This window comes from Flavobacterium sp. ACN2 (assembly GCF_002303885.1).
Lineage (GTDB): Bacteria > Bacteroidota > Bacteroidia > Flavobacteriales > Flavobacteriaceae > Flavobacterium.
In genome coordinates, this window is record NZ_MRCM01000021.1 from 69222 (window position 1) to 90210 (window position 20989).

The 20989-nt window shown below is 33.4% G+C and carries 17 protein-coding genes; 8 read left to right on the forward strand and 9 right to left on the reverse strand.

Features of this window, described 5'->3' with window-relative positions; all coding sequences use genetic code 11:
- The first annotated feature begins 166 nt into the window (after positions 1-166).
- The 5 genes from BSF41_RS21310 to BSF41_RS21330 all read left to right on the forward strand — a co-directional run bounded on the left by BSF41_RS21310 (position 167) and on the right by BSF41_RS21330 (position 8036).
- A complete protein-coding gene (locus BSF41_RS21310) occupies positions 167-1603 on the forward strand; it encodes a hypothetical protein (protein WP_371611639.1) in 1437 nt (478 codons plus the stop codon).
- An 84-nt stretch (positions 1604-1687) separates the two neighbouring features.
- Entirely contained in the window at positions 1688-4918 is a 3231-nt protein-coding gene (locus BSF41_RS21315; RefSeq protein WP_095931503.1) for a SusC/RagA family TonB-linked outer membrane protein, read from the forward strand.
- A gap of 1 nt (position 4919) precedes the next feature.
- Positions 4920-6362: a SusD/RagB family nutrient-binding outer membrane lipoprotein gene (locus tag BSF41_RS21320; protein ID WP_095931504.1), complete on the forward strand. Its 1443-nt coding sequence runs from the start codon at positions 4920-4922 to the stop codon at positions 6360-6362.
- Between the two features lie 83 nt (positions 6363-6445).
- Positions 6446-7180 (forward strand): 23S rRNA (guanosine(2251)-2'-O)-methyltransferase RlmB, encoded by a 735-nt coding sequence (rlmB, locus tag BSF41_RS21325; protein ID WP_095931505.1) that lies wholly within the window; start codon positions 6446-6448, stop codon positions 7178-7180.
- Positions 7181-7232: 52 nt separating this feature from the next.
- Complete coding sequence (locus BSF41_RS21330) at positions 7233-8036, forward strand: DUF2490 domain-containing protein (protein ID WP_095931506.1); 804 nt, start codon at positions 7233-7235, stop codon at positions 8034-8036.
- Here the strand turns inward: BSF41_RS21330 and BSF41_RS21335 are convergent, their stop codons facing one another.
- Both BSF41_RS21335 and BSF41_RS21340 read right to left on the reverse strand, forming a co-directional pair.
- Complete coding sequence (locus BSF41_RS21335; protein WP_253251870.1) at positions 8037-8540, reverse strand: hypothetical protein; 504 nt, start codon at positions 8538-8540, stop codon at positions 8037-8039.
- Positions 8541-8597: 57 nt separating this feature from the next.
- Positions 8598-9362: a rhomboid family intramembrane serine protease gene (locus BSF41_RS21340; protein WP_095931507.1), complete on the reverse strand. Its 765-nt coding sequence runs from the start codon at positions 9360-9362 to the stop codon at positions 8598-8600.
- Positions 9363-9536: 174 nt separating this feature from the next.
- Here BSF41_RS21340 and BSF41_RS21345 point away from each other — a divergent pair, with 174 nt between their 5' ends.
- A complete protein-coding gene (locus BSF41_RS21345; RefSeq protein ID WP_095931508.1) occupies positions 9537-10814 on the forward strand; it encodes a replication-associated recombination protein A in 1278 nt (425 codons plus the stop codon).
- A 13-nt stretch (positions 10815-10827) separates the two neighbouring features.
- Here BSF41_RS21345 and BSF41_RS21350 read toward each other — a convergent pair whose 3' ends face one another.
- Genes BSF41_RS21350 through radC form a run of 3 tightly spaced genes read right to left on the reverse strand, consistent with a single transcriptional unit; the run spans position 10828 to position 12959 of the window.
- Positions 10828-11577 (reverse strand): hypothetical protein, encoded by a 750-nt coding sequence (locus tag BSF41_RS21350; RefSeq protein ID WP_172426953.1) that lies wholly within the window; start codon positions 11575-11577, stop codon positions 10828-10830.
- 2 nt (positions 11578-11579) lie between these two features.
- The gene (locus tag BSF41_RS21355) at positions 11580-12266 is read right to left on the reverse strand and encodes a YjjG family noncanonical pyrimidine nucleotidase (RefSeq protein WP_095931510.1); all 687 of its coding nucleotides are present in this window, start codon (positions 12264-12266) and stop codon (positions 11580-11582) included.
- A gap of 3 nt (positions 12267-12269) precedes the next feature.
- Complete coding sequence (gene radC / locus BSF41_RS21360; RefSeq protein WP_095931511.1) at positions 12270-12959, reverse strand: DNA repair protein RadC; 690 nt, start codon at positions 12957-12959, stop codon at positions 12270-12272.
- A 104-nt stretch (positions 12960-13063) separates the two neighbouring features.
- Between radC and BSF41_RS21365 the strand changes: the two genes are divergently transcribed.
- Positions 13064-13696: a DUF1287 domain-containing protein gene (locus BSF41_RS21365; RefSeq protein WP_095931512.1), complete on the forward strand. Its 633-nt coding sequence runs from the start codon at positions 13064-13066 to the stop codon at positions 13694-13696.
- 87 nt (positions 13697-13783) lie between these two features.
- On the opposite strand, the gene murC is transcribed toward BSF41_RS21365, so the two are convergent.
- Together murC and BSF41_RS21375 are read right to left on the reverse strand one after the other, a co-directional pair.
- On the reverse strand, positions 13784-15139 hold the full coding sequence (murC, locus tag BSF41_RS21370; RefSeq protein WP_095931513.1) for a UDP-N-acetylmuramate--L-alanine ligase: 1356 nt from the start codon (positions 15137-15139) through the stop codon (positions 13784-13786).
- Positions 15140-15340: 201 nt separating this feature from the next.
- Positions 15341-17485, reverse strand: a complete 2145-nt coding sequence (locus tag BSF41_RS21375; protein WP_095931514.1) for a S46 family peptidase — start codon at positions 17483-17485, stop codon at positions 15341-15343.
- Between the two features lie 314 nt (positions 17486-17799).
- Between BSF41_RS21375 and BSF41_RS21380 the strand changes: the two genes are divergently transcribed.
- Positions 17800-18330: an outer membrane beta-barrel protein gene (locus tag BSF41_RS21380; RefSeq protein ID WP_095931515.1), complete on the forward strand. Its 531-nt coding sequence runs from the start codon at positions 17800-17802 to the stop codon at positions 18328-18330.
- A gap of 108 nt (positions 18331-18438) precedes the next feature.
- Here the strand turns inward: BSF41_RS21380 and obgE are convergent, their stop codons facing one another.
- Both obgE and BSF41_RS21390 read right to left on the reverse strand, forming a co-directional pair.
- Positions 18439-19440, reverse strand: coding sequence for a GTPase ObgE (gene obgE / locus BSF41_RS21385; RefSeq protein ID WP_095931516.1), 1002 nt, complete (start codon positions 19438-19440; stop codon positions 18439-18441).
- A 102-nt stretch (positions 19441-19542) separates the two neighbouring features.
- A complete protein-coding gene (locus tag BSF41_RS21390; protein ID WP_095931517.1) occupies positions 19543-20817 on the reverse strand; it encodes a hemolysin family protein in 1275 nt (424 codons plus the stop codon).
- Positions 20818-20989: the final 172 nt, after the last annotated feature.

The window sequence follows — 20989 nt, forward strand, 5'->3', positions numbered from 1 at the left end:
TCAAACTATTGACTCAATAATCTACACAAAAAAACATCCAAATATAAAATCACTAAACAACGAGATTTCAATACTAACAAACAGACTCGCAAAACAAGGCTATATAAGCGCTAAAACATTAGAAAACAAAAAGGTAAATGATAGCACTTACACCGTTTTAATAGACTTGCAAACTAGAATAAAAGAGATACATATATATATAGGTATAAATAGCTTTTTTTATAACTCAAAAAAAACAGCTAAAGACACCATAATTATACCCTATACCGAACTTGAAAACTTCTTAAATCAAGAAATATCAGACAACGAAAAGGCAGGATTTGCATTTTCTAAAATCAAACTTGAAAACATCAAAAAAAAGAATTCGATAATTTACGCCGACTTAAATTTTGATTCCGAAAAAAAAAGAACCTTAAATTCCATTATTGTAAATTACGCGAATTCTTCTTTGAAAGACTATTTCCCAAAAGGAGCACTTAAGCAATTAAACAAAAAATACCTAAACAAAACTTTTAATCAAGAAACTGTCAAAAAACTTCATGACGATATTAATAGTTTTGAATTTGTTTCACAGCCCAAATATCCCGAAATCTTATTCACTTCAGATTCGACCAAAATCTACACTTATCTTGACAAAAGAAAAGCCAATAACTTTGATGGATATATTGGCTTCTCAAATGATGAAAACAAAAAGCTAATTCTAAATGGCTATTTAGACATTTCACTAACAAACATATTACGAGCTGGCGAAAAATTTTCTCTTTATTGGAAAAGCGACGGAAACCAACAAAAGACCTTCAACACGAAACTTGAAATCCCCTATCTATTTCAATTACCTCTCGGAATAAAAGCGCAATTAAACATCTTCAAGCAAGACAGCACATTTCAGAACACTAAAACAGATATCAATCTTGGCTACTATTTAAACTACAACTCCAAGATCTACCTTGGCTACCAATCTACCGAATCAAGCGATATTCAAAACATCAATAATTCTACTATTAGTGATTTCAACAATTCCTACTTCACTTCAACATACGAATACAAAAAAACGGACTCCAATAACAGCCTCATGCCTGGAAAAGCATTTTTAAGTTCGATACTAGGCCTTGGAAAAAGAGAAACAAATAATGATCTTGAAACAGCAGATCCTAGCAAACAATTTTATATAAATGTAAATGCCGCGTACAATTTCGAACTTAATAACAAGAATTTCATTAACATAAATTCTCAAAGTTGCTATTTAGACAGCAAAAATTATATTACCAATGAATTATTTCGATTTGGAGGCATGAATTCGATCAGAGGATTTTCAGAAAACAGTCTACAGGCAAATTTTTATTCTGCATTTCTTACAGAATACAGATATATGTTTTCAAAAAGCGCTTACATCCATTCTATAGCCGATTATGCTATATATCAAGACTTAACCAATATTTCAAATCCTAAAAAAATTAAGAATTTAATAGGAATCGGCATAGGTGTAGGAATAGAAACAAAAAACGGAATTTTACGAATTATTCTCACGAATGGACAGCAAAATCAACAGGAAATACAATTATATAACACTATCGTAAACATATGTTATAATGTTAAATTTTAGGGTTTACCAAAAAAAATATTTTTTTTATTAGGAAAGTTAACAAATTATTAAGAGTTTTGCGATACTAATTCAAAATATTTAAAAATGAAACTAAAGTTCAATGGATTCTTAGTGCTTTTATTAGTACTAGTTGCGCAATTGACATTTGCGCAAGAAAGAGCTGTTTCAGGAACAGTTTCCGATAATACAGGTATGCCTTTACCGGGGGTAAGTGTATTAGTGAAAGGAAGCAAAACTGGAACACAAACTGATTTTGATGGAAAATATTCTATTAAAGCATCTTCAAGCCAAGTTTTGGTATTTAGCTACATTGGAATGAAAACCCAAGAAGTAGCTGCAAGCTCATCTGTAGTTAATGTTAAATTATCAGGTGACGCACAAGAACTTGAAGCAGTTGTAGTAACAACAGCTTTAGGTATCAAAAGAGAGAAAAAATCTTTAGGTTACTCATCACAAAAACTTGATGAAAAAACAGTTAACTCAACACCAACAAACAACTTCCTAAACAACTTATCTGGTAAAGTTGCAGGTTTAGAGGTTAAAACTAACTCTAACTTTGGTGGATCTACTAACATCGTACTACGTGGATCAAAAAGTTTAACTGGAAACAACCAAGCATTAATGGTTGTTGATGGTGTTGCTATTAGCAATGATAACTTAAACTCAGCATCAGCAAAAAGCGGAAGACAAGGTTTTGACTTTGGTAACTCTGCTTCTGATATTGACCCAAACAACATTGAATCTATTACAGTACTTAAAGGTGCTGCTGCGACTGCATTATATGGTAGCCAGGCTGCGAATGGTGCGATTATGATTACTACTAAAAAAGGTAAGAAAAACAGCGCTTTAGGAGTAAGTTTCAGTTCTACAACTTCTATGGGTTCTTATGACAAAGACACTTTCATTAAGTACCAAAAAGGTTACGGAGCTAATGGTTATTCAGGACCAAACGATAGTTTCTACACAGCAGATGCTAACGGAGATGGTATTCCTGATCAAGTTGTTGATATGACAGCCGATTCATCTTTCGGTAATGCTTTCGACCCAAGTTTGAACGTGTTCCAATGGACTGCTTTTGCTCCAGGTAACGCTAATTATGGTAAAGCTACTCCATGGGTTGCTGCTGCTAATGACCCTGGAAAATTCTTCCAAAAATCTTTCAGCACAGTTAACAATATTGGATTAAGTGGTGGAGACGAAAAAGGTTCTTATAACTTTAGCTACACTAACAACAATGAATCTGGAATTTTACCAAACAGTAGATTAAACAGAAACATTCTTAATGGTAGTTTCACAAGAAACTTATCAGACAAAATTAAAACGTCTGCATTCTTTACATTCTCTGACCAATCTACTGTAGGTAGAAATAGTACAGGTTATGGAGATAACATCTTAACTGGTTTCAGACAATGGTGGCAAACTAACGTTGATATTAGAGACTTAAAACAAGCATACGACGTAAACGGACAAAACGTTACTTGGAATATGAATGATCCATTAAATGGAAATTTCTCTCCAGCTTATTGGAACAACCCATACTTTGACCGTTACAAAAACTACTCTTCTGATGACAGAACGAGAGTTCTTGCAGGTGCTAATATCTCTTACGATATAACAAAAAACTTTAATGTTTTAGGACGTGTTACTGTTGATACTTCTAACGACAGACAAGAATTAAGAAAAGAAAAAGGAAGCCACGCTGAAGAGTTTGGTTTACAAGCTCTTGATGAAACTTCAGGATACGAGCTATACACAAGAAGTTTCTTACAGACAACTTACGATTTCATTGCTACTTACGATTTAAAAATTTCTGAAAAAATTTCAGCAAAACTTTTAGGTGGATCAACTTTCATCAAATCTCATACAGATTCATTCGACGGATCAACAACTGGAGGTTTAGTAGCTCCTGGATTGTTTACTTTAGCAAATTCAATGTCATTTGTTGCTCCATTAGAGCAAGAAATCAATTATAACAAATTGGGTCTTTATACTCAAGGTTCTATCGATTACAACAGAATTATATTCGTTGAAGGTTCATACAGAAGAGATCAATCTACTGCTTTACCACAAAACAACAATAAATATGATTACTGGTCACTTGGAACAAGTTTCATTGTATCTGAATTAATCAAACAAGATTGGTTAAACAACTTAAAACTTAGAGCTAACTATGCGGTTGTAGGTAATGACCCAGTTGCTGGCAGACTTGGATGGAAAATTAACAATGGATTAATTGGCGGAAACTTAATGTTTGCTAACAACTCTACTTTTGTTAACTTTAAAGATTTGAGATCAGAAAAATTAAAAAGCTGGGAGTTTGGTGTTGAATCAGCTATGTTCAAAAATAGATTAAGTTTTGACGTATCTGTGTACCAATCTAACACTACAGACCAAATTTTCAACGTACCACAATCTACGTCTACAGGATTTGCATCTTCACAAGTTAATGCTGGAGAATTACAAAACAATGGTATCGAGGTATCTTTATTTGGTTCGCCAGTTAAAACTAAAGATTTCGAATGGCAAGTTGGTGTAAACTGGTCTAGGAACAGAAACAAAGTTGTTTCTTTGAACGCAGGAAGAGATAACTTACAATTAGCTTCATGGCAAAATGGAGTTTCTTTAAATGCTACTGTTGGTCAACCATACGGTACAATGAGAGGAACAGATTATGTATATGATGCAAACGGAAACAAAACAGTTGACGAAGATGGTTACTACCTACTTGCTACTGATAAAGTAATTGGAAACATCCAAGCTGATTGGATCGGAGGTCTTTCTAACAGATTTAACTACAAAGATTTCTCTTTGAACTTCTTAATCGATATGAAAAAAGGAGGAAGTGTTTATTCTCTAGATCAAGCTTACGGACAATACACAGGTCTTTACCCAGAAACTGCTGGTCTTAACGACTTAGGAAACCCATTAAGAAACTCTATCGCTAATGGTGGAGGTATTATCCTTGATGGAGTTTACGAAGATGGTACTCCAAACCAATCTAGAATCCCTGCAAACATGGTAGGAGCTGGTTTTGGTGTTGAAGTTGAGCCAAACAAAAAATTCATCTACGATGCATCTTACGTAAAATTAAGAGAAGTTGGTTTCACATACAATGTACCGTCTAAATTCTTAGACAAAACAATGGCTAAATCAATCTCATTTAGTTTATTAGGAAATAATCTTTGGATTATTCACAAAAATTTACCGTATGCTGACCCAGAAGCTGGACAATCATCTGGAAACATTCAAGGTTTTCAATCAGGTGTAATGCCAACAACAAAAGTATACTCATTTAATATTAAAGCGACTTTCTAAGATGAAAAAATTAATCCTCTCAATAACAGCATTGTCATTATTTATGACAAGCTGTGTAAGTGATGATCCTACATACAACAATGACCAGGACAAATCTTACGATGTGCCTTCTGAGACGCTTTTCACAAATGCTGAAAAAGAGTTGACAGATCAACTAGTAACTCCAAGTGTTAACTTAAGTATCCTAAGATATGCATCTCAATATTGGGCTGCAACTCAATACAATACAGAAGCTAGATTCAATATTACTACAAGAAGAATTGGAGACGGACACTGGAATGCATTATATAGAAGTACATTAGGAAACTTACAAACTTCAAAAGAAGTAATTTTAACTGAAGCTGGTGATCCAACTGTGCAAAAAAATAAAATTGCTTTAATTGAAATCCTTCAAGTTTACACTTTCCAAGTTTTAGTGGATACTTATGGAGATGTTCCTTATACTGACGCATTAAAAGTAAAAGAAGTAATTTTACCTAAATACGAAGATGATGCAGCTATTTATCCTAAATTAATCACTAGATTAGATGCGGCTATTGCTCAATTAGATACTAGTGCTGATTCTTTTGGTTCTGCTGACTTTATCTATGGAGGTGATGTAGCAAAATGGAAACTTTTTGCTAACACTTTGAAATTAAAAATTGGTTTGAATTTAGCTGATGCTGATGCTGCACTTTCTAAAAGTACAGTTGAAAGCGCTTACAACGCTGGAGTTATCTTAAACAATACAGAAAATGCAACTTTTGACTATCCAGGAGCTGCTCCAATGTACAATCCTATCTTTGCTAACTTAGTAGCTAGTAACCGTAATGACTTCGTTGCTTCTGAAACTATTGTTAATGAAATGAACGCTTTGGAAGATCCAAGAAGAGCTATTTATTTCAATGCAATGCCTGACGGATCTTACAAAGGAGGTCTTAATGGTCCAACTAACGTTTACCAAAATTTCTCTGCTATTGGAGATAAGTTAAAAGCTGCTGATTTCCCAGGTTTATTAGCTGAGGCTACTGAATCTAACTTCTACTTAGCTGAAGCTGCTGCAAGAGGATATGCTGTTGGAAATACTGCTGAGTACTACTATAACAGAGCGATTACTGCTTCTTTTGAAAACTGGGGAATTGCAAGTGAAGCTGCTGCTTACTTAGCTAAACCAGAAGTAGCTTATGCTACTGCTTCAGGAACAACTTACAAAGAAAAAATCGGTAAACAAGCTTGGATTGCTTTCTTCAACAGACCATTCGAGTCTTGGAACTCTTACAGAAGATTAGATTTCCCTGCTTTAGTTGCACCTGCTAACGCTGTTGCTGCTGCTGAAGGAGAAATTCCAAAACGTTACACTTATCCAATCAACGAGCAAACAGTAAACAATGCAAATTGGGCTGCTGCTTCTACTGCAATTGGAGGAAACAAACTTAAAGTTCACGTTTTCTGGGATAAATTCTAATTTATTCTAAAAACAATTATATCAAACCGCTCTGTTAATACAGGGCGGTTTTTTTATATAAACATATTACCTATATTTGTCCAATGGAAAAAGAACATCAAATATTTGGCATTAGAGCCATCATAGAGGCAATTCAAGCAGGAAAAGAAGTAGACAAAGTTTTTATACAGAAAGACATTTCTGGTGAGCTTATGAAGGATTTAATGAAGGTAATGAAACGTGCAAACGTTAACTTCTCTTATGTACCTGTAGAAAAACTAAACCGCCTTACTCCAAATAATCACCAAGGTGCAGTAGCAACCATCTCTCCTATTGGTTTTATTGATTTAGAACATTTAGTTGAGTCTACGATTGAGTCAGGCCAAAAACCTCTTTTTCTAATATTAGATCAGGTTTCAGACGCTAGAAATTTTGGTGCTATTATTAGAACAGCTGAATGTACTGGTGTAAACGGAATTATTATACAAAAAGCAGGGTCGGCTCCCGTTAATGGAGATACAGTTAAGACTTCTGCTGGAGCAGTATTCAATGTGCCTATTTGCAAAGTTGAACATATAAAAGATGCGATCTTTTACTTGCAAGGTTCTGGAGTAAAAACAGTTGCTGCAACTGAAAAAACAGATCAAAACATATACGACATATCACTAACAGAACCATTGGCTATTATTATGGGATCTGAAGATCGAGGAATAAACCCTTCTGTTTTAAAAATAGTTGACGAAAAAGCCAAATTGCCAATGTTCGGTACAATTGGATCATTAAACGTATCTGTAGCCTGTGGCGCTTTTCTATACGAAGCTGTTCGCCAAAGAACCTAAAAACACATTGAGAGATTAAGATGCGAATGAAATAATTAAATACCTTTAATTAATGCTTTCAAAATCTAATTCAAAATCAAAAGTTACAATATTCCGCTGCCTGTTTGTAATTTTACTAATTACAAACAGCTACGGACAAAATACTACGTACAATCAATTTTGGAATGAAATTCAGTTCAACCAAACTTTAAGCAAAAAATGGGCCACAGAAATAGATTTTGCATCAGCCTACAGTGGAACAGAATCTTCATCAAACTTATTTGAGAACACAATACAAAGATCTATTAGAGGCTGGGGACATTATTACTTTTCTCCAAGATGGAAGTTTTCTGCTTTCATCGCCTATTTCAACAATAGAGATGTTCCCGAAATTGGTCAGTTCGAATCTCCAGAAACACGATTTGCTCTTCAAGGTATTTATTACTTTCATAAAACCGGATATACTTTAAGCACAAGAATGCGTGCTGAATTCCGTCATATGAGAAATGAAGATGATGATTATGAAAATGTTTTTCGATATAGACAGCAAATTAAATATATACAACCAATCAATAGTAAAATATTAAGAAGCGGTGTTGTATATGCAATTGCATCAGACGAGCTTTATTTCAAATCTGGAGCAAAAGTTACTGGTGAAAGTTTCTTTGATCGGAATCGTTTAAATATTGGAGCTGGATATTTATTTTCGGATGATATTCAGGTTGAACTAACCTATTGCAATGAATATCTTCCCCGGAACAGCGGAAATCAAACAACCAACGCAGCCTCGCTTACTCTAACATTCAATAATCTTATTAGGAACCTTAAGAAGAAAATCGAAGCCAAAAAGCATCCTGAAATGAAGGATGAAGAATAATTAATTTTCTTCTTTCTTTAAAAAACATTTAAGCTGTTCGACAATAGCGTCTTTGTGAAGCTTAAAGTTATAGCTCCTAACAAATTCAGTTCCTTGCATATTGATTTCAGCACTAATAGCTTCGTAATTAGAAAACGCTTCAAGATCCTTATTGTCTATCAAATAGAGAACTTGCATTATAGAATCGTTACGCCGATATTGTGTATCGTAATGCGCTAAATTATATGTTTTATTATCCGCCAAATGAATTATTAAATCATCTTTGATCTTTTTTCCAACTTTCTTTTCTGGAAACGGTGTGGGCTGCAGTGCAACAAAATAATTCTCTTTATCTGTAACAATATTAATTTTCAACGATTTTGATTTCGTAGTATAAAAAACTGCTGGCTCAAAATAATAAATCATACTACCATCTGCCTGTACCCTATTTTTTATTTCACATTGAGCAATTCCTTTCCCAGTAAAAACAAGACTAAAAAACAAAAGTAGAAACTTCATTTTCATAATGCTCAAGATTAAATTGTTACTCTAACAAATTTACTTTTTTTATTTCAAAGAAAATTATTCATCGGTTTCTTCTTGATCTGCTTTTTTAACTACAATATAATTTACTGGATGACTAGACGAAAAATACTCTATCTGATCCTCTTCCTCCGCATGGGAAAAAGTAACGAAATTTCCGTTTTCATCAAAATGCTTCATAAAAGAATCACTACTCGGATCAAAATCTGGACGTTGCCAATCGTAAACAATTGGTTTTGCATATTCGGGCGCTTTGTAAAACAATGTCAAAACAAAACCTGTAATAAGTCCTGCCAAATGCCCTTCCCAAGAAATAGATTGATCAACATCTGGGAAAACATACCATATCATTCCGCCATAAAGCAAAATCACAGTTAAAGATAATGCCACCAATCTATAATATTTAGTTTGAATGCCCTTAAAGAAAATAAAACTAACTAAAACATAAATTAATCCGCTGGCGCCGATATGAAAATTTTCTCTTCCGACAACCCAAGTGATTAATCCCGAAAATAGAATCCCGTAGCCTATAACACCTAATGTTTGTTTTGGATAAAAAAACTGCATCGCCGCCAATAGTATTATAAGCGGAATACTATTGTTATACAAATGATCTAAATTTTCATGAATAAATGGACTGAACAAAACACCACGCAAACCAATCAAGTCTCGAGGATAAATTCCGTATCGATAAAAATCAAAATCAAAACGGATCTGAAGCCAATATACTATCCATAAAAAGAGGACAAAAAACATCGGAAGTCCAATAACCGAATTTGAAAACCTAAAATTACTGTCGTTCATATTTTTAGAAAATAACAATTAACAGGACTCAAAAAACTATCCAAAAATATTTTACTGATATTTTGTCATATCAAAATACAAAATTGTCTCAAATCAGAACAATCATTCTCTCTGCGAACTGTTTTAACTTTTGAATGAATGAAATTTAAATCTTAAAATAGTAATTTTGTATTTATGGAAGCACCTTTAGCAGAGCGTATTCGTCCGCAAAAATTAGAAGATTATATAAGCCAACACCATTTGGTTGGACCAACTGGTTCATTAACACAGCAAATTTCAAAAGGAATTATTCCTTCATTAATTTTCTGGGGACCTCCTGGTACAGGAAAAACAACATTGGCTCAAATTATTGCTCAGGAATCCAAAAGACCTTTTTATATTTTGAGCGCTATAAATTCTGGCGTAAAAGATATTCGAGATGTTATAGAAAAAGCAAAACAAAGTGGCGGACTTTTTACTGCTAAAAACCCTATTCTTTTTATCGATGAGATTCATAGATTTAGCAAATCACAGCAAGATTCGCTTTTAGCCGCTGTAGAAAAAGGCTGGATTACTTTGGTCGGTGCGACAACCGAAAATCCAAGTTTTGAAGTGATTCCTGCATTATTGTCACGTTGCCAGGTTTACATACTAAATGCATTTACAAAAGCCGATTTAGAAGCTCTTTTACAGCGTGCAATGAGAACCGATTCCTATTTGCTGACAAAAAAAATAAATCTAAAAGAAACAGAAGCTTTATTGCGTATTTCTGGCGGTGATGGAAGAAAACTCTTAAATGTATTTGAACTAGTCGTTAATGCTTCATCTGGCGATGAAATTACCATTACCAACGATCGTGTTTTTGAACTTGTACAGCAAAACACCGTTCTTTATGACAAAACTGGCGAACAGCACTACGACATTGTTTCTGCGTTTATTAAATCTATTCGCGGTAGCGACCCTAACGGAGCCGTTTATTGGTTGGCACGAATGATTGAAGGCGGGGAAGAGGTGAAATTTATTGCCCGAAGAATGCTTATTTTGGCAAGTGAAGATATTGGCAATGCTAACCCAACTGCTCTTATAATGGCCAATAATACTTTTCAAGCTGTTACAACAATTGGATATCCAGAAAGCCGTATCATTTTAAGTCAATGTGCAATTTATTTGGCCACTTCACCAAAAAGCAACGCTTCTTATATGGCAATTGGCAATGCGCAACAGCTTGTAAAACAAACTGGCGATTTGCCTGTTCCAATTCATTTGCGAAATGCTCCTACGAAACTAATGAAAGAATTAGGATACGGAGATGAATACAAGTATTCGCACGATTATGCCAATAATTTTGCTGAACAAGAATTCCTTCCAGATGCTATAAAAGAAACGGTTCTTTATAATCCTGGAAACAATTCTAGAGAGAACAGTACCCGCGAATTTTTAAAGAACCGTTGGAAAGATAAATACGGTTATTAAGCCGTATTTGTATTTAGAATTTAACTACAATTTTTTCTGAAACTAATTTATCATTCTGATAAGATTCAAAGTACCATTGTCCATCTTCTTTTAAAATTAAAGAACCCTGAACGTTATCTTTTATAGCAATATAAACATTTGGCTGAGAAGTTTTAAGAAGCTTCATAACTACCTTTGGTGTTTTATCAATCAATTGATAGCCAGATTCTGTTGGTTGCGCATATAATAAATTTGGATCTTTCAAATCTGGCGAAGATGCAGTAGCAACTGGAGTTGCAACCACAGTTGTTGCCACAGCAGCTTTTACAGGAGCAGATGTTTTTGAATTTGCAACTGGATTTCCACTATATTTATAATGCAAAGCATAAACTGACTTAAAGGCATTGTCTAACGCTTCTTTATAAGCCACTTCATATTCTTTCTCTCTACTTTTTCCTGCTTCTGAAGTAAAAACTACTTGTCCAAAACAATCCTTAAATTGTATAATAAGTTTAGTTACCAAGAAAGCATTATCTCTTACTACATCCATATATAAAACGTGGCAACGGTCTGTATATCCCTCAGGAAGTTGTTCATTTGAATAAAAAGCTTCGAAACCACCTTTAGTCAAATTTTGCTTGCTTAAAGTTGCCAAACGATATTGATTATCAGTCTTCATAAACTCATATTTCAGAGGAATAATTACAGCTTTGTAATCATTAATAGACTGTGCAAATCCAACAACTGAACATAAAATTGCAGTAAGTAAAATTTTAATTCTCATCATTATAAATATTTTTTTAGTTCTAATAAATGGTTAATTTGTTTATAATTTTCGGAAACGTCTACTCGCTTTTCATTAAAGAAAATAGCATCTATACCAGCATTTAAAGCACCATTTACATCAGCCTCAAAATCATCTCCGATCATGATACTGCTTTCTTTAGATGTATTGGCTAATTTTAATGCATAGTCAAATATAATACTATTTGGCTTTTTAACTCCAGCTAATTCCGAATTTGTAATGGTACTGAAATATCCTCCAAGCGAAGCATTATTAATTTTCTTTTCCTGAACCTTAGCAAATCCGTTTGTTATAATATGAAGTTTGTACTTAGGCTTTAAATATTCCAAAACTTCAATTGCCCCATCAAAAAGATAATTGTTGTCGGTAAGAAACTCGATATAGTCATTGGCAATTTCCAAAATATTCTCTTCTGAAATTACATAATTCAAAGCATCAAATGAAAACTTCAAACGATTATAACGAAGCTCCTGATGTGTAATTTTATCATTCTGATACAATCTCCAACATTCTTGATTGATCGGAATATATTCTTTAATAAAATCTTGAGTAACGATTTCTTGATGCTTAGTTTTGAAAATTCGATCAAAAGCCATTTCTGAATTTTTATCAAAATCCCAAAGCGTATGATCTAAATCAAAAAAGATGTCAGTAATATTGGTGTTCATGTATTAAAAAATTCCTTCATCTACAAAACTATAATATTTTGATTCAGTTATAATCACATGATCTAAAACTTTAACATCTAATATTTCTCCAGCAGTTTTAATTTTCTTGGTAATTTGTTTGTCGGCATTACTCGGATCCAAACCACCTGAAGGATGATTATGACACAAAATCAAGGCTGTAGCGCCATTTTCTAGCGCTAATTTAAAAACCAATCGTATATCTACAACTGTCCCAGCAATACCTCCTTTACTTAATTGCGATTTATAAATCACTTTATTTGAATTATTAAGAAAAAGTACCCAAAATTCTTCATGCGGAAGTTCTCCAATAATGGGCTGCATAATATCAAAAACAGCTTTACTCGAAGTTATTTTTTTTAATTTTAAAACATCTTCTATTCTTTGTCTCCTACCCAATTCTAAAGCCGATACAATTGAAACAGCTTTTGCTTCACCTATGCCTTTAAATTTCATCAACTGAGAAATAGTCATTTTACCTAAGGCAGTTAGATTTTTGGTAGCCGCTAAAATACGCTTACTTAAAGCAACCGCAGATTCATTGCGACTTCCAGAACCAATTAGAATAGCTAATAATTCGGCGTCACTTAAAGCATCTTTTCCTTTGAGCATTAGTTTTTCGCGAGGTTTGTCATCATCTGACCAATTTTTTATAGCAAAATGCCCACCTTCCATAATATTAATTTTGAAAGGCGAAGATATTAAAAAGAAGAAAAATCTTTCAAAAAATATCAGCCGTTTTTAAAATTTCTTATCTTTAAAAATTAAATCACCTGAAAATGAAACCTTTCCTTTCCTTCCTTATTTTATTATCTTTTCTCTCCTGTCGGCAAAAAGAAACTAAAAGCATCGCCGTTGCAAATTATACCGAACCCAAAACTTTTTCCGAAAGGCTATCACAAGCCGCAATTTCAATAATTGATACATCAATAGATTATGATCCTTCTTATTTTAAAATTGATTATCCAAATGGTGATATTCCAAAAAACAAAGGAGTTTGTACCGATGTAATAGTAAGATCGTATCGAATTCTAAATATCGATTTACAAAAAGAAGTCCATGAAGATATGATTGAAAATTTTTCGCTTTATCCAAATCTAAAAAAATGGGGAATGACAAAAACCGATACCAATATAGATCACAGAAGAGTTCCTAATCTTGAAGTCTTTTTTGAGAGAAAAGGCGCTAAATTGCCTGTTACACAAAATGCTAAAGACTATAAAACTGGAGAACTTGTCACCTGGACAATTAACAACAAACTTCCGCACATTGGTATTGTAACTAATAAAAAATCAGCTGACGGAAAACGCAATTTGATAGTCCATAATGTAGGAGGCGGACAAGTTTTGGAAGATTGCTTATTTAAATATAAAATTGTAGGACATTATAAATACGAAGAAATTTCTAATTAGAAAATTTGTCAATTATATAATTCAAAAAAAAATGTGCCAATCATATAGCAATTGACACATTATCTAATTTCCAAATTGACTAATTTTCTAATTAATCAATCCTTTTACTTCATCAAAATTCAAACCTCCATAATTTCCTGAACTCATTAATAGAAGTGCAGAATTATCTAAATTTAAGTTGAATAAGTATTCTTTAAATTCAGCTGGATTGGTATAAATAATTAAATCTTTTCTATTGAATGCAGTCGCTATTTGCTCATAAGTTACTTCTTCCAGTTGCTTAATTTTTACAGCATCTGGCGAATAAAAAACAACCGCAACATCTGCATATTCTAGAGCGCCTTCATATTCTTTCAAGAATTCAGCATTTAAACTGCTATAAGTATGCAATTCTAAACAAGCTACTAAAGTTCTATTTGGATATTGCTCTTTTACCGCTTTTGTTGTCGCAGCCACTTTACTTGGCGAATGCGCAAAATCTTTATAAGCTACTTTTCCTTTTCCTTCGGCAATTTTTTCTAAACGCTTAGAAGCGCCTTTAAAGCTTGCAATTGCTTCGTAGAAATCCGCTTCATCAACACCCATGTTTTGGCAAATCCATTTTGCTCCTGCCAAGTTATTTAAATTATGCGCACCAAAAACTTCAATCGGCATATCGCCTTCTGGTGTTTTTAACAAAGTCACTCCATCACTCACAGCATATTCTGGAGTTGAATACGCGATTTTTCTAATCGGATTTGTTGCTGCCTCAGAAACACGTTTTACCTCTGGATCATTTTCGTTGTAAACTAAAATTCCACCATTTGTAATTTTTTCGATGAAAATCTCAAACTGTTCAACGTAGTTTTCATACGTTGGAAAAACATTAATATGATCCCAAGCAATTCCAGAAATCAAAGCAATGTTTGGCTGATATAAATGAAATTTCGGACGTCTGTCAATTGGTGAAGACAAATATTCATCTCCTTCCAAAACCATAAAATCATTTTCTTCTGTTAAATGCACCATTGTGTCAAAACCTTCTAATTGCGCGCCAACCATATAATCAACAGCAATATTATGATAATGCATTACATGAAGAATCATCGAAGTAATTGTAGTTTTACCATGAGAACCACCAATTACGACACGCGTTTTATTTTTAGATTGCTCGTATAAGAATTCAGGATAAGAGTAGATTTTTAATCCTAATTCTTGCGCTTTTAATAATTCAGGATTATCCGCTTTTGCGTGCATTCCTAAAATAATAGCATCAATATCTGAAGTGATTTTTTCTGGAAACCAGCCCATTTCTGCAGGAAGAATTCCTTTTTTCTCTAATCTTGATTTTGAAGGTTCAAAAATAGCATCGTCACTTCCTGTAACTTGGTATCCTTTATTATGTAATGCTAATGCCAGATTGTGCATTGCGCTTCCGCCAATGGCGATAAAATGTGTTTTCATTTAAAATGTTTAATCGTTAAACTGTTTAATCGGTTAATCGAAATGGCAAATAACTTATTAAACTCAATAATTATTCTTCAAAAATAAGGAATTATAGATTCCATTCATTTGGTTTTAAAGATAAATTAATTAGAAGACAACAAAAAACCCGACAAGCTTTTAAAACTTGTCGGGTTTGATATTTATAATCAGAACTAAAGATTATTTAGCAATCGTCAATTCGTCAATAATGTTTTTAGCACCAGCGTATTTGTCAATAATCCAAAGTACATAACGAATATCAACATTGATAGTTCTTTGTAATTTAGGATCAAAAATAACGTCTCCAGCCATTGCTTCGATGTTTCCGTCAAAAGCAATTCCAATTAATTCTCCTTTTCCGTTAAGAACTGGTGAACCAGAGTTTCCTCCAGTAATATCGTTATCAGTTAAAAAGTTTACTGGCATGTATCCCGCTTTATCAGCATACTGTCCGAAATCTTTTTTATTGTTCAACTCTAATAAACGAGCTGGCAAGTCAAATTCCTGATCTCCTGCTTTGTATTTTTTAACCATACTTTCCATTGTAGTATAGTTATTAATTTTAGCATCGTTACGTGGATCGGCAGGTAAAGCACGAACTTTTCCGTAAGTTAACCTCAACGTAGAGTTTGCATCTGGATATTTAATTGCGTTCAATTTAGATTCTCTTAAACCTTCTACCAATTTACGGTAAGCAGTTGCAAAACCATCATCCGCTTTTGCTTGATCATCTGTTTTAGAACGGTATTTTGTCAATAAATCATTAGAAATAATATACAACGGATCGTGTACAATTGCTAATGGCTTTGGATCAGCTAAAAATGCTAATACTTTTTCTTTATTAGTAAAATAACTAATCTCAGTTGCTTTTGCTACATCTGCAGTAAAGTCACCATTATTAGCTGTTTTCATTTTTGCAATTTCTGAAGCAATTCCATATTCAGCACCTTTTGAAGCGTATAAATTCAATTGAGCAGCTAAAATATCTTTTTCTAACGGAGCGTTAAACTCACCATAGATGCTTTCAACCATTGCATTAATTTTAGGAAGCATTTCTGCTTTCTTAGCATCATTTTCTTTATAGTAAGCAATTAATGCATTTCCTAAATTAGCAGGTCCAGTTGCATAACTAGAAGTACGTAAAAGTTGCATTAAATAATTATCGTGACGTGCTTTTAAGTTTGTTTCTCTGTAATAATCGTTGATAGTCGGAATTACATTTTCATATTTCTCTTTGTTTGCAGGTTTACTTGCCCACTCGTAGAATTTATCCTCTTGTTCTGCTTTTGTATCTACAGTTCCAGCCTTTGTTAAAGCATCGATCATACCTTGACGGTTTTTCCAGTAGTTTGCAGTTGAAGCATATTTAGAAGCATACTGTAAACGAACAGTTGCATCTTTATCCATATACTTTTTCATTACATCCATTCCGGTTTTTGCACCTTCAACCCAAGCAGGATAAGCATATTTAATGTTTTGCTCAATTCCACCAGCTGGCATCCAACGGTTTGTTCTACCAGGATAACCTAAGATCATCGCAAAATCATTTTCTTTTACACCTTTTAAACTTACTGGCAAATGGTGTTTTGGCTGTAATGGCACATTGTCTTTAGAATATGCTGCTGGATTTCCATTTTTATCTGCATATACTCTAAACATAGAGAAATCTCCAGTTTGACGAGGCCACTCCCAGTTGTCTGTATCTCCACCAAATTTACCAACACTTTCAGGCGGAGTTCCAACTAAACGAACGTCTGTGTAATCTTGGTAAACAAAATAGTAATATTCATTTCCTTGAAAGAAAGGACGAACAGAAACAGTATATTTTCCGTTTTCACTATTTTCTTTTTCAATTAAAGCGATTTCTTGCTGAATGATTTTGTTTCTTTCTGTTTCTGTCATTGTATCATTTACTTTAGACAAGATTCTTTTTGAAACATCATCCATACGAACAAAGAAACGAACGTATAAAGATTTAGGCTTTAGTTCTTCTGAACGATTTTTTGCCCAAAAACCATTTTTCAAATGATTTTGTTCTGCAGTTGAAAGTTCTGCAATCGCGCTATATCCACAGTGGTGATTAGTCAATACCAATCCGCTGTTTGAAACGATTTCAGCTGTACATCCTCCATTGAATTGTACAATCGCATCTTTTAAGCTATGATTGTTGATACTGTAAATTTCTTCGGCTGTCAATTGCAAGCCCATTTTTTCCATATCTCTATGGTTCAATCTTTCGATAAACATCAAAAACCACATTCCTTCATCGGCTCTCATTGGGAAAGCCATAAGGCACATGGTCAAGAATAAAATTACTTTTTTCATGTTATTTTGTTTAAGTGATGCGAATATAACTCATTTTCGCAAAAAAAATAAGCTAAACAATCATAAACTAAACATAACAAACAAAACAAAAAGGTGATTTTGCGAAATTCACAATTTTAGCAAAACAAGAATAACCTTTAAATTTTAAAAGTTACTTCACAAAAAATAATAAAAAGATTAGATAAAATGATTTTAAACTTTAATTAAAATCATTTTTTATAAAAATAAACTTTCAAAATTAAAATTATAAATTAAATCTTTTCTTACAAATTGTTTTCTACTACATTTGCCACCCAAACAAAAATTAAATTAAAATGAAAAAATTATTAGTAGCTGTAGTTATATTATTTACAACTATGGCAAGTGCACAAAAAAACTCTATCCTATTGGGTGGAAATGTTGGATTCACTTCTGAGAAAATTGGCGATTCTAAATTGGAGAATTTTGAATTTTCTCCAAAAGTTGGATATCAGTTTGCTGACCAATGGACAGCTGGAGTTGAAGGTTCTATTATGAATGTAAAAACAACAGGATTGGACAAAACAGAAAAATATAAAATTGGTGGTTTTGTACGTTACTCGACTCTGCTTTCTGAACTATTCTCTGTTTATGTAGACTTAGGTGCAGGATATCAAAACACTTCACTAAACAATGCAAAAGGAATGTATGCAAGTTTTGATCCAGGATTATTTATTAATATGAAAAATGGTTTTGGTTTAAATTTCTCTATTGGAGGAATCAATTATGACAATCTTGATGGAAAAAATGACCCAAGACAAGAACGTTTAGGTTTTGATTTTGGAAAAACTCTAAACATCGGAATTTCTAAAAACTTCGGATTATAATTAAAAGTAAAGATTTAGCCATCTTAATACTTTTTGTTTTTTCGTGCAAAAAGTAAAAACCCGACAATAAATAATATTGTCGGGTTTTATATTTTTAGTAAAATACTTTTACTCGTTAAGCATTTTCCAAAGCCTGTCTTTCAAATCTGTTAAACCTTGCTGGGCAACAGATGAAATAAACATATAAGGAACTCCGTTGAACGAAACATCTAATTCTGCTTTCAACTCTACTTTCAATTCGTCATCCAACATATCGCATTTTGAGATAACAACAAGACGTTCTTTATCTAACATTTCAGGATTGTATTTTGTCAATTCATTCACCAAAATATCATATTCTGCTTTGATATCAGCGGTATCAACTGGAATTAAAAATAATAACGTTGAGTTACGCTCAATATGACGCAAGAAATAATGACCAAGACCTTTTCCTTCGGCAGCACCTTCAATAATTCCAGGAATATCGGCAATTACAAAAGATTGAAAATCTCTGTAAGCTACGATTCCTAAATTAGGTTTTAAAGTCGTAAACGGATAATCTGCAATTTTTGGTTTTGCTGAAGTTAATACAGACAATAATGTAGATTTTCCAGCATTTGGGAAACCAACTAAACCAACATCGGCCAAAACTTTAAGTTCTAGAATAACATCCATTTCTATTCCAAGCAAACCTGGTTGTGCATAACGAGGTGTTTGGTTTGTCGAACTTCTAAAATGCCAGTTTCCTAAACCTCCCTTTCCTCCTCTTGCAAGAATCTGTTTTTCTCCGTGTTCCGTAATTTCAAAAAGTGTCTCTCCAGTTTCTTTGTCTTTTACAACAGTTCCTAATGGCACTTCAATGATTTTATCTTCTCCATCTGCACCTGTACTACGATCGCCACCTCCATCTCCACCGTGACCAGCTTTAATGTGACGTGCAAACTTTAAATGAAATAATGTCCAGAGTCCTTTATTTCCAACTAAATACACATGTCCTCCACGGCCTCCATCTCCTCCGTCGGGACCTCCTTTTTCAATAAATTTCTCTCTATGTAAATGCGTAGATCCTTTTCCTCCTTTTCCGGAAGAAACATATATCTTAACGTAGTCTACAAAATTTCCTTCTGTCATTTTCTTTGTTTATGTAAAGTTTCAAGTTTCATGTTTCAAGTTTCAAGTTGCGTAATGCATAATCTGAAATTTTAAACATGAAACCTGAAACAAATTTTCTCTCTACTCTTTCAATGCTCTCACAAGCACTTTGTCAATCTTAACACCGTCCATGTCGATTACTTCTAGGACGAATTTCTGCCAAACTAGTTTTTCGCCTTCTTTTGGAATATGAGAAAGCTCAGTCATGATCATTCCGCTTACAGTGTTTACTTCGTAATCGTTTGTTAGTTCGTCTAACTCGAAATAAGTTAAGAAATCATGTAACGAATAATGTCCGTCAACCAGCCATGTACCGTCTTCTCTTTCTATTAGCTGGAATTCATCTTTATAAAATTCAGATGCATCTCCAACTAAAGCTTCCAGAATATCATTCAAAGTAATTAAACCTTGAAAAACCCCATATTCATCTGAAACTAAAGCGTAATGAACACCTGTTTTTTTGAAATTTTCTAAAGCTTTGTATGCTGTAGTTTGCTCCATTAAATAAGGTGCATCAGAAACTATAACTGACAAATCAAAATTATCATTTTCGATGTTAGCAAAAATATTTTTAAGTGTTACAACTCCAACAATATCATCATAATTATCGTTATAAACTGGATAAACAGCATGCAGATCCTGAACTACCAATTCTTTGATCTTTTCTCTGTCTGCTTTTAATGGAAGCATATCAACAGATTTTCTGTGTGTCATTAACGAACTTACTTTTCTATCTCCGATATGGAAAACACGTTCCACAATATCTTGTTCTATTTCCTGAACCTCTCCTACTTCTGTACCTTCTTTAATAATGGCTTTAATTTCTTCTTCTGTAACTTTTCCGTCAGCAGTTGGTTTTATCTGAAAAACATTCAGCAAAAAATCTGTTGATGAAGTTAAAAGCCAAATAAATGGCGCCGTAATAATCGAAATCACTTTCATTGGCATTGCAACCATTTTAGCAATAGCTTCTGGATAATTTAATCCGATTCGTTTTGGAAGTAATTCTCCCAAAACCAATGAGAAAAAAGTTAAAACTACCACTACAATTCCAACTGCGATTGAATGTGCATAAGGTTTAAGAGCAGCAAAACTTGCTACAAAAAGTTCTACATCGGCAGTGATTTTGTCACCAGAATAAATACCTGTCAAAATTCCGATTAAGGTAATTCCGATTTGTACAGTAGATAAAAACTTATTTGGGGAATTGGCTAAATCGAGTGCCGTTTTAGCGCTTTTGTTGCCTTTTTTCGCAGCAGTTTCCAGCCTGTTTTTACGGGCCGAAATCAAGGCGATTTCAGACATGGAGAAAACTCCGTTTAATAGAATTAGAAAAAATATAATTAGTATTTCCAATTGATAGGGGATTCGTTATAAAATGGTCTCGTTAAATGTAATTTGTATTCAATTTATTAAGGCTGTCAATTAAAAAACTAATTTTTCTAACCCAAAAACTTTGATTGTCAAAAACATTTGAAAAGCCCGTTTTAGAGTTAGAAAAATAGTTTTTTTGAGCCCGATAATTATC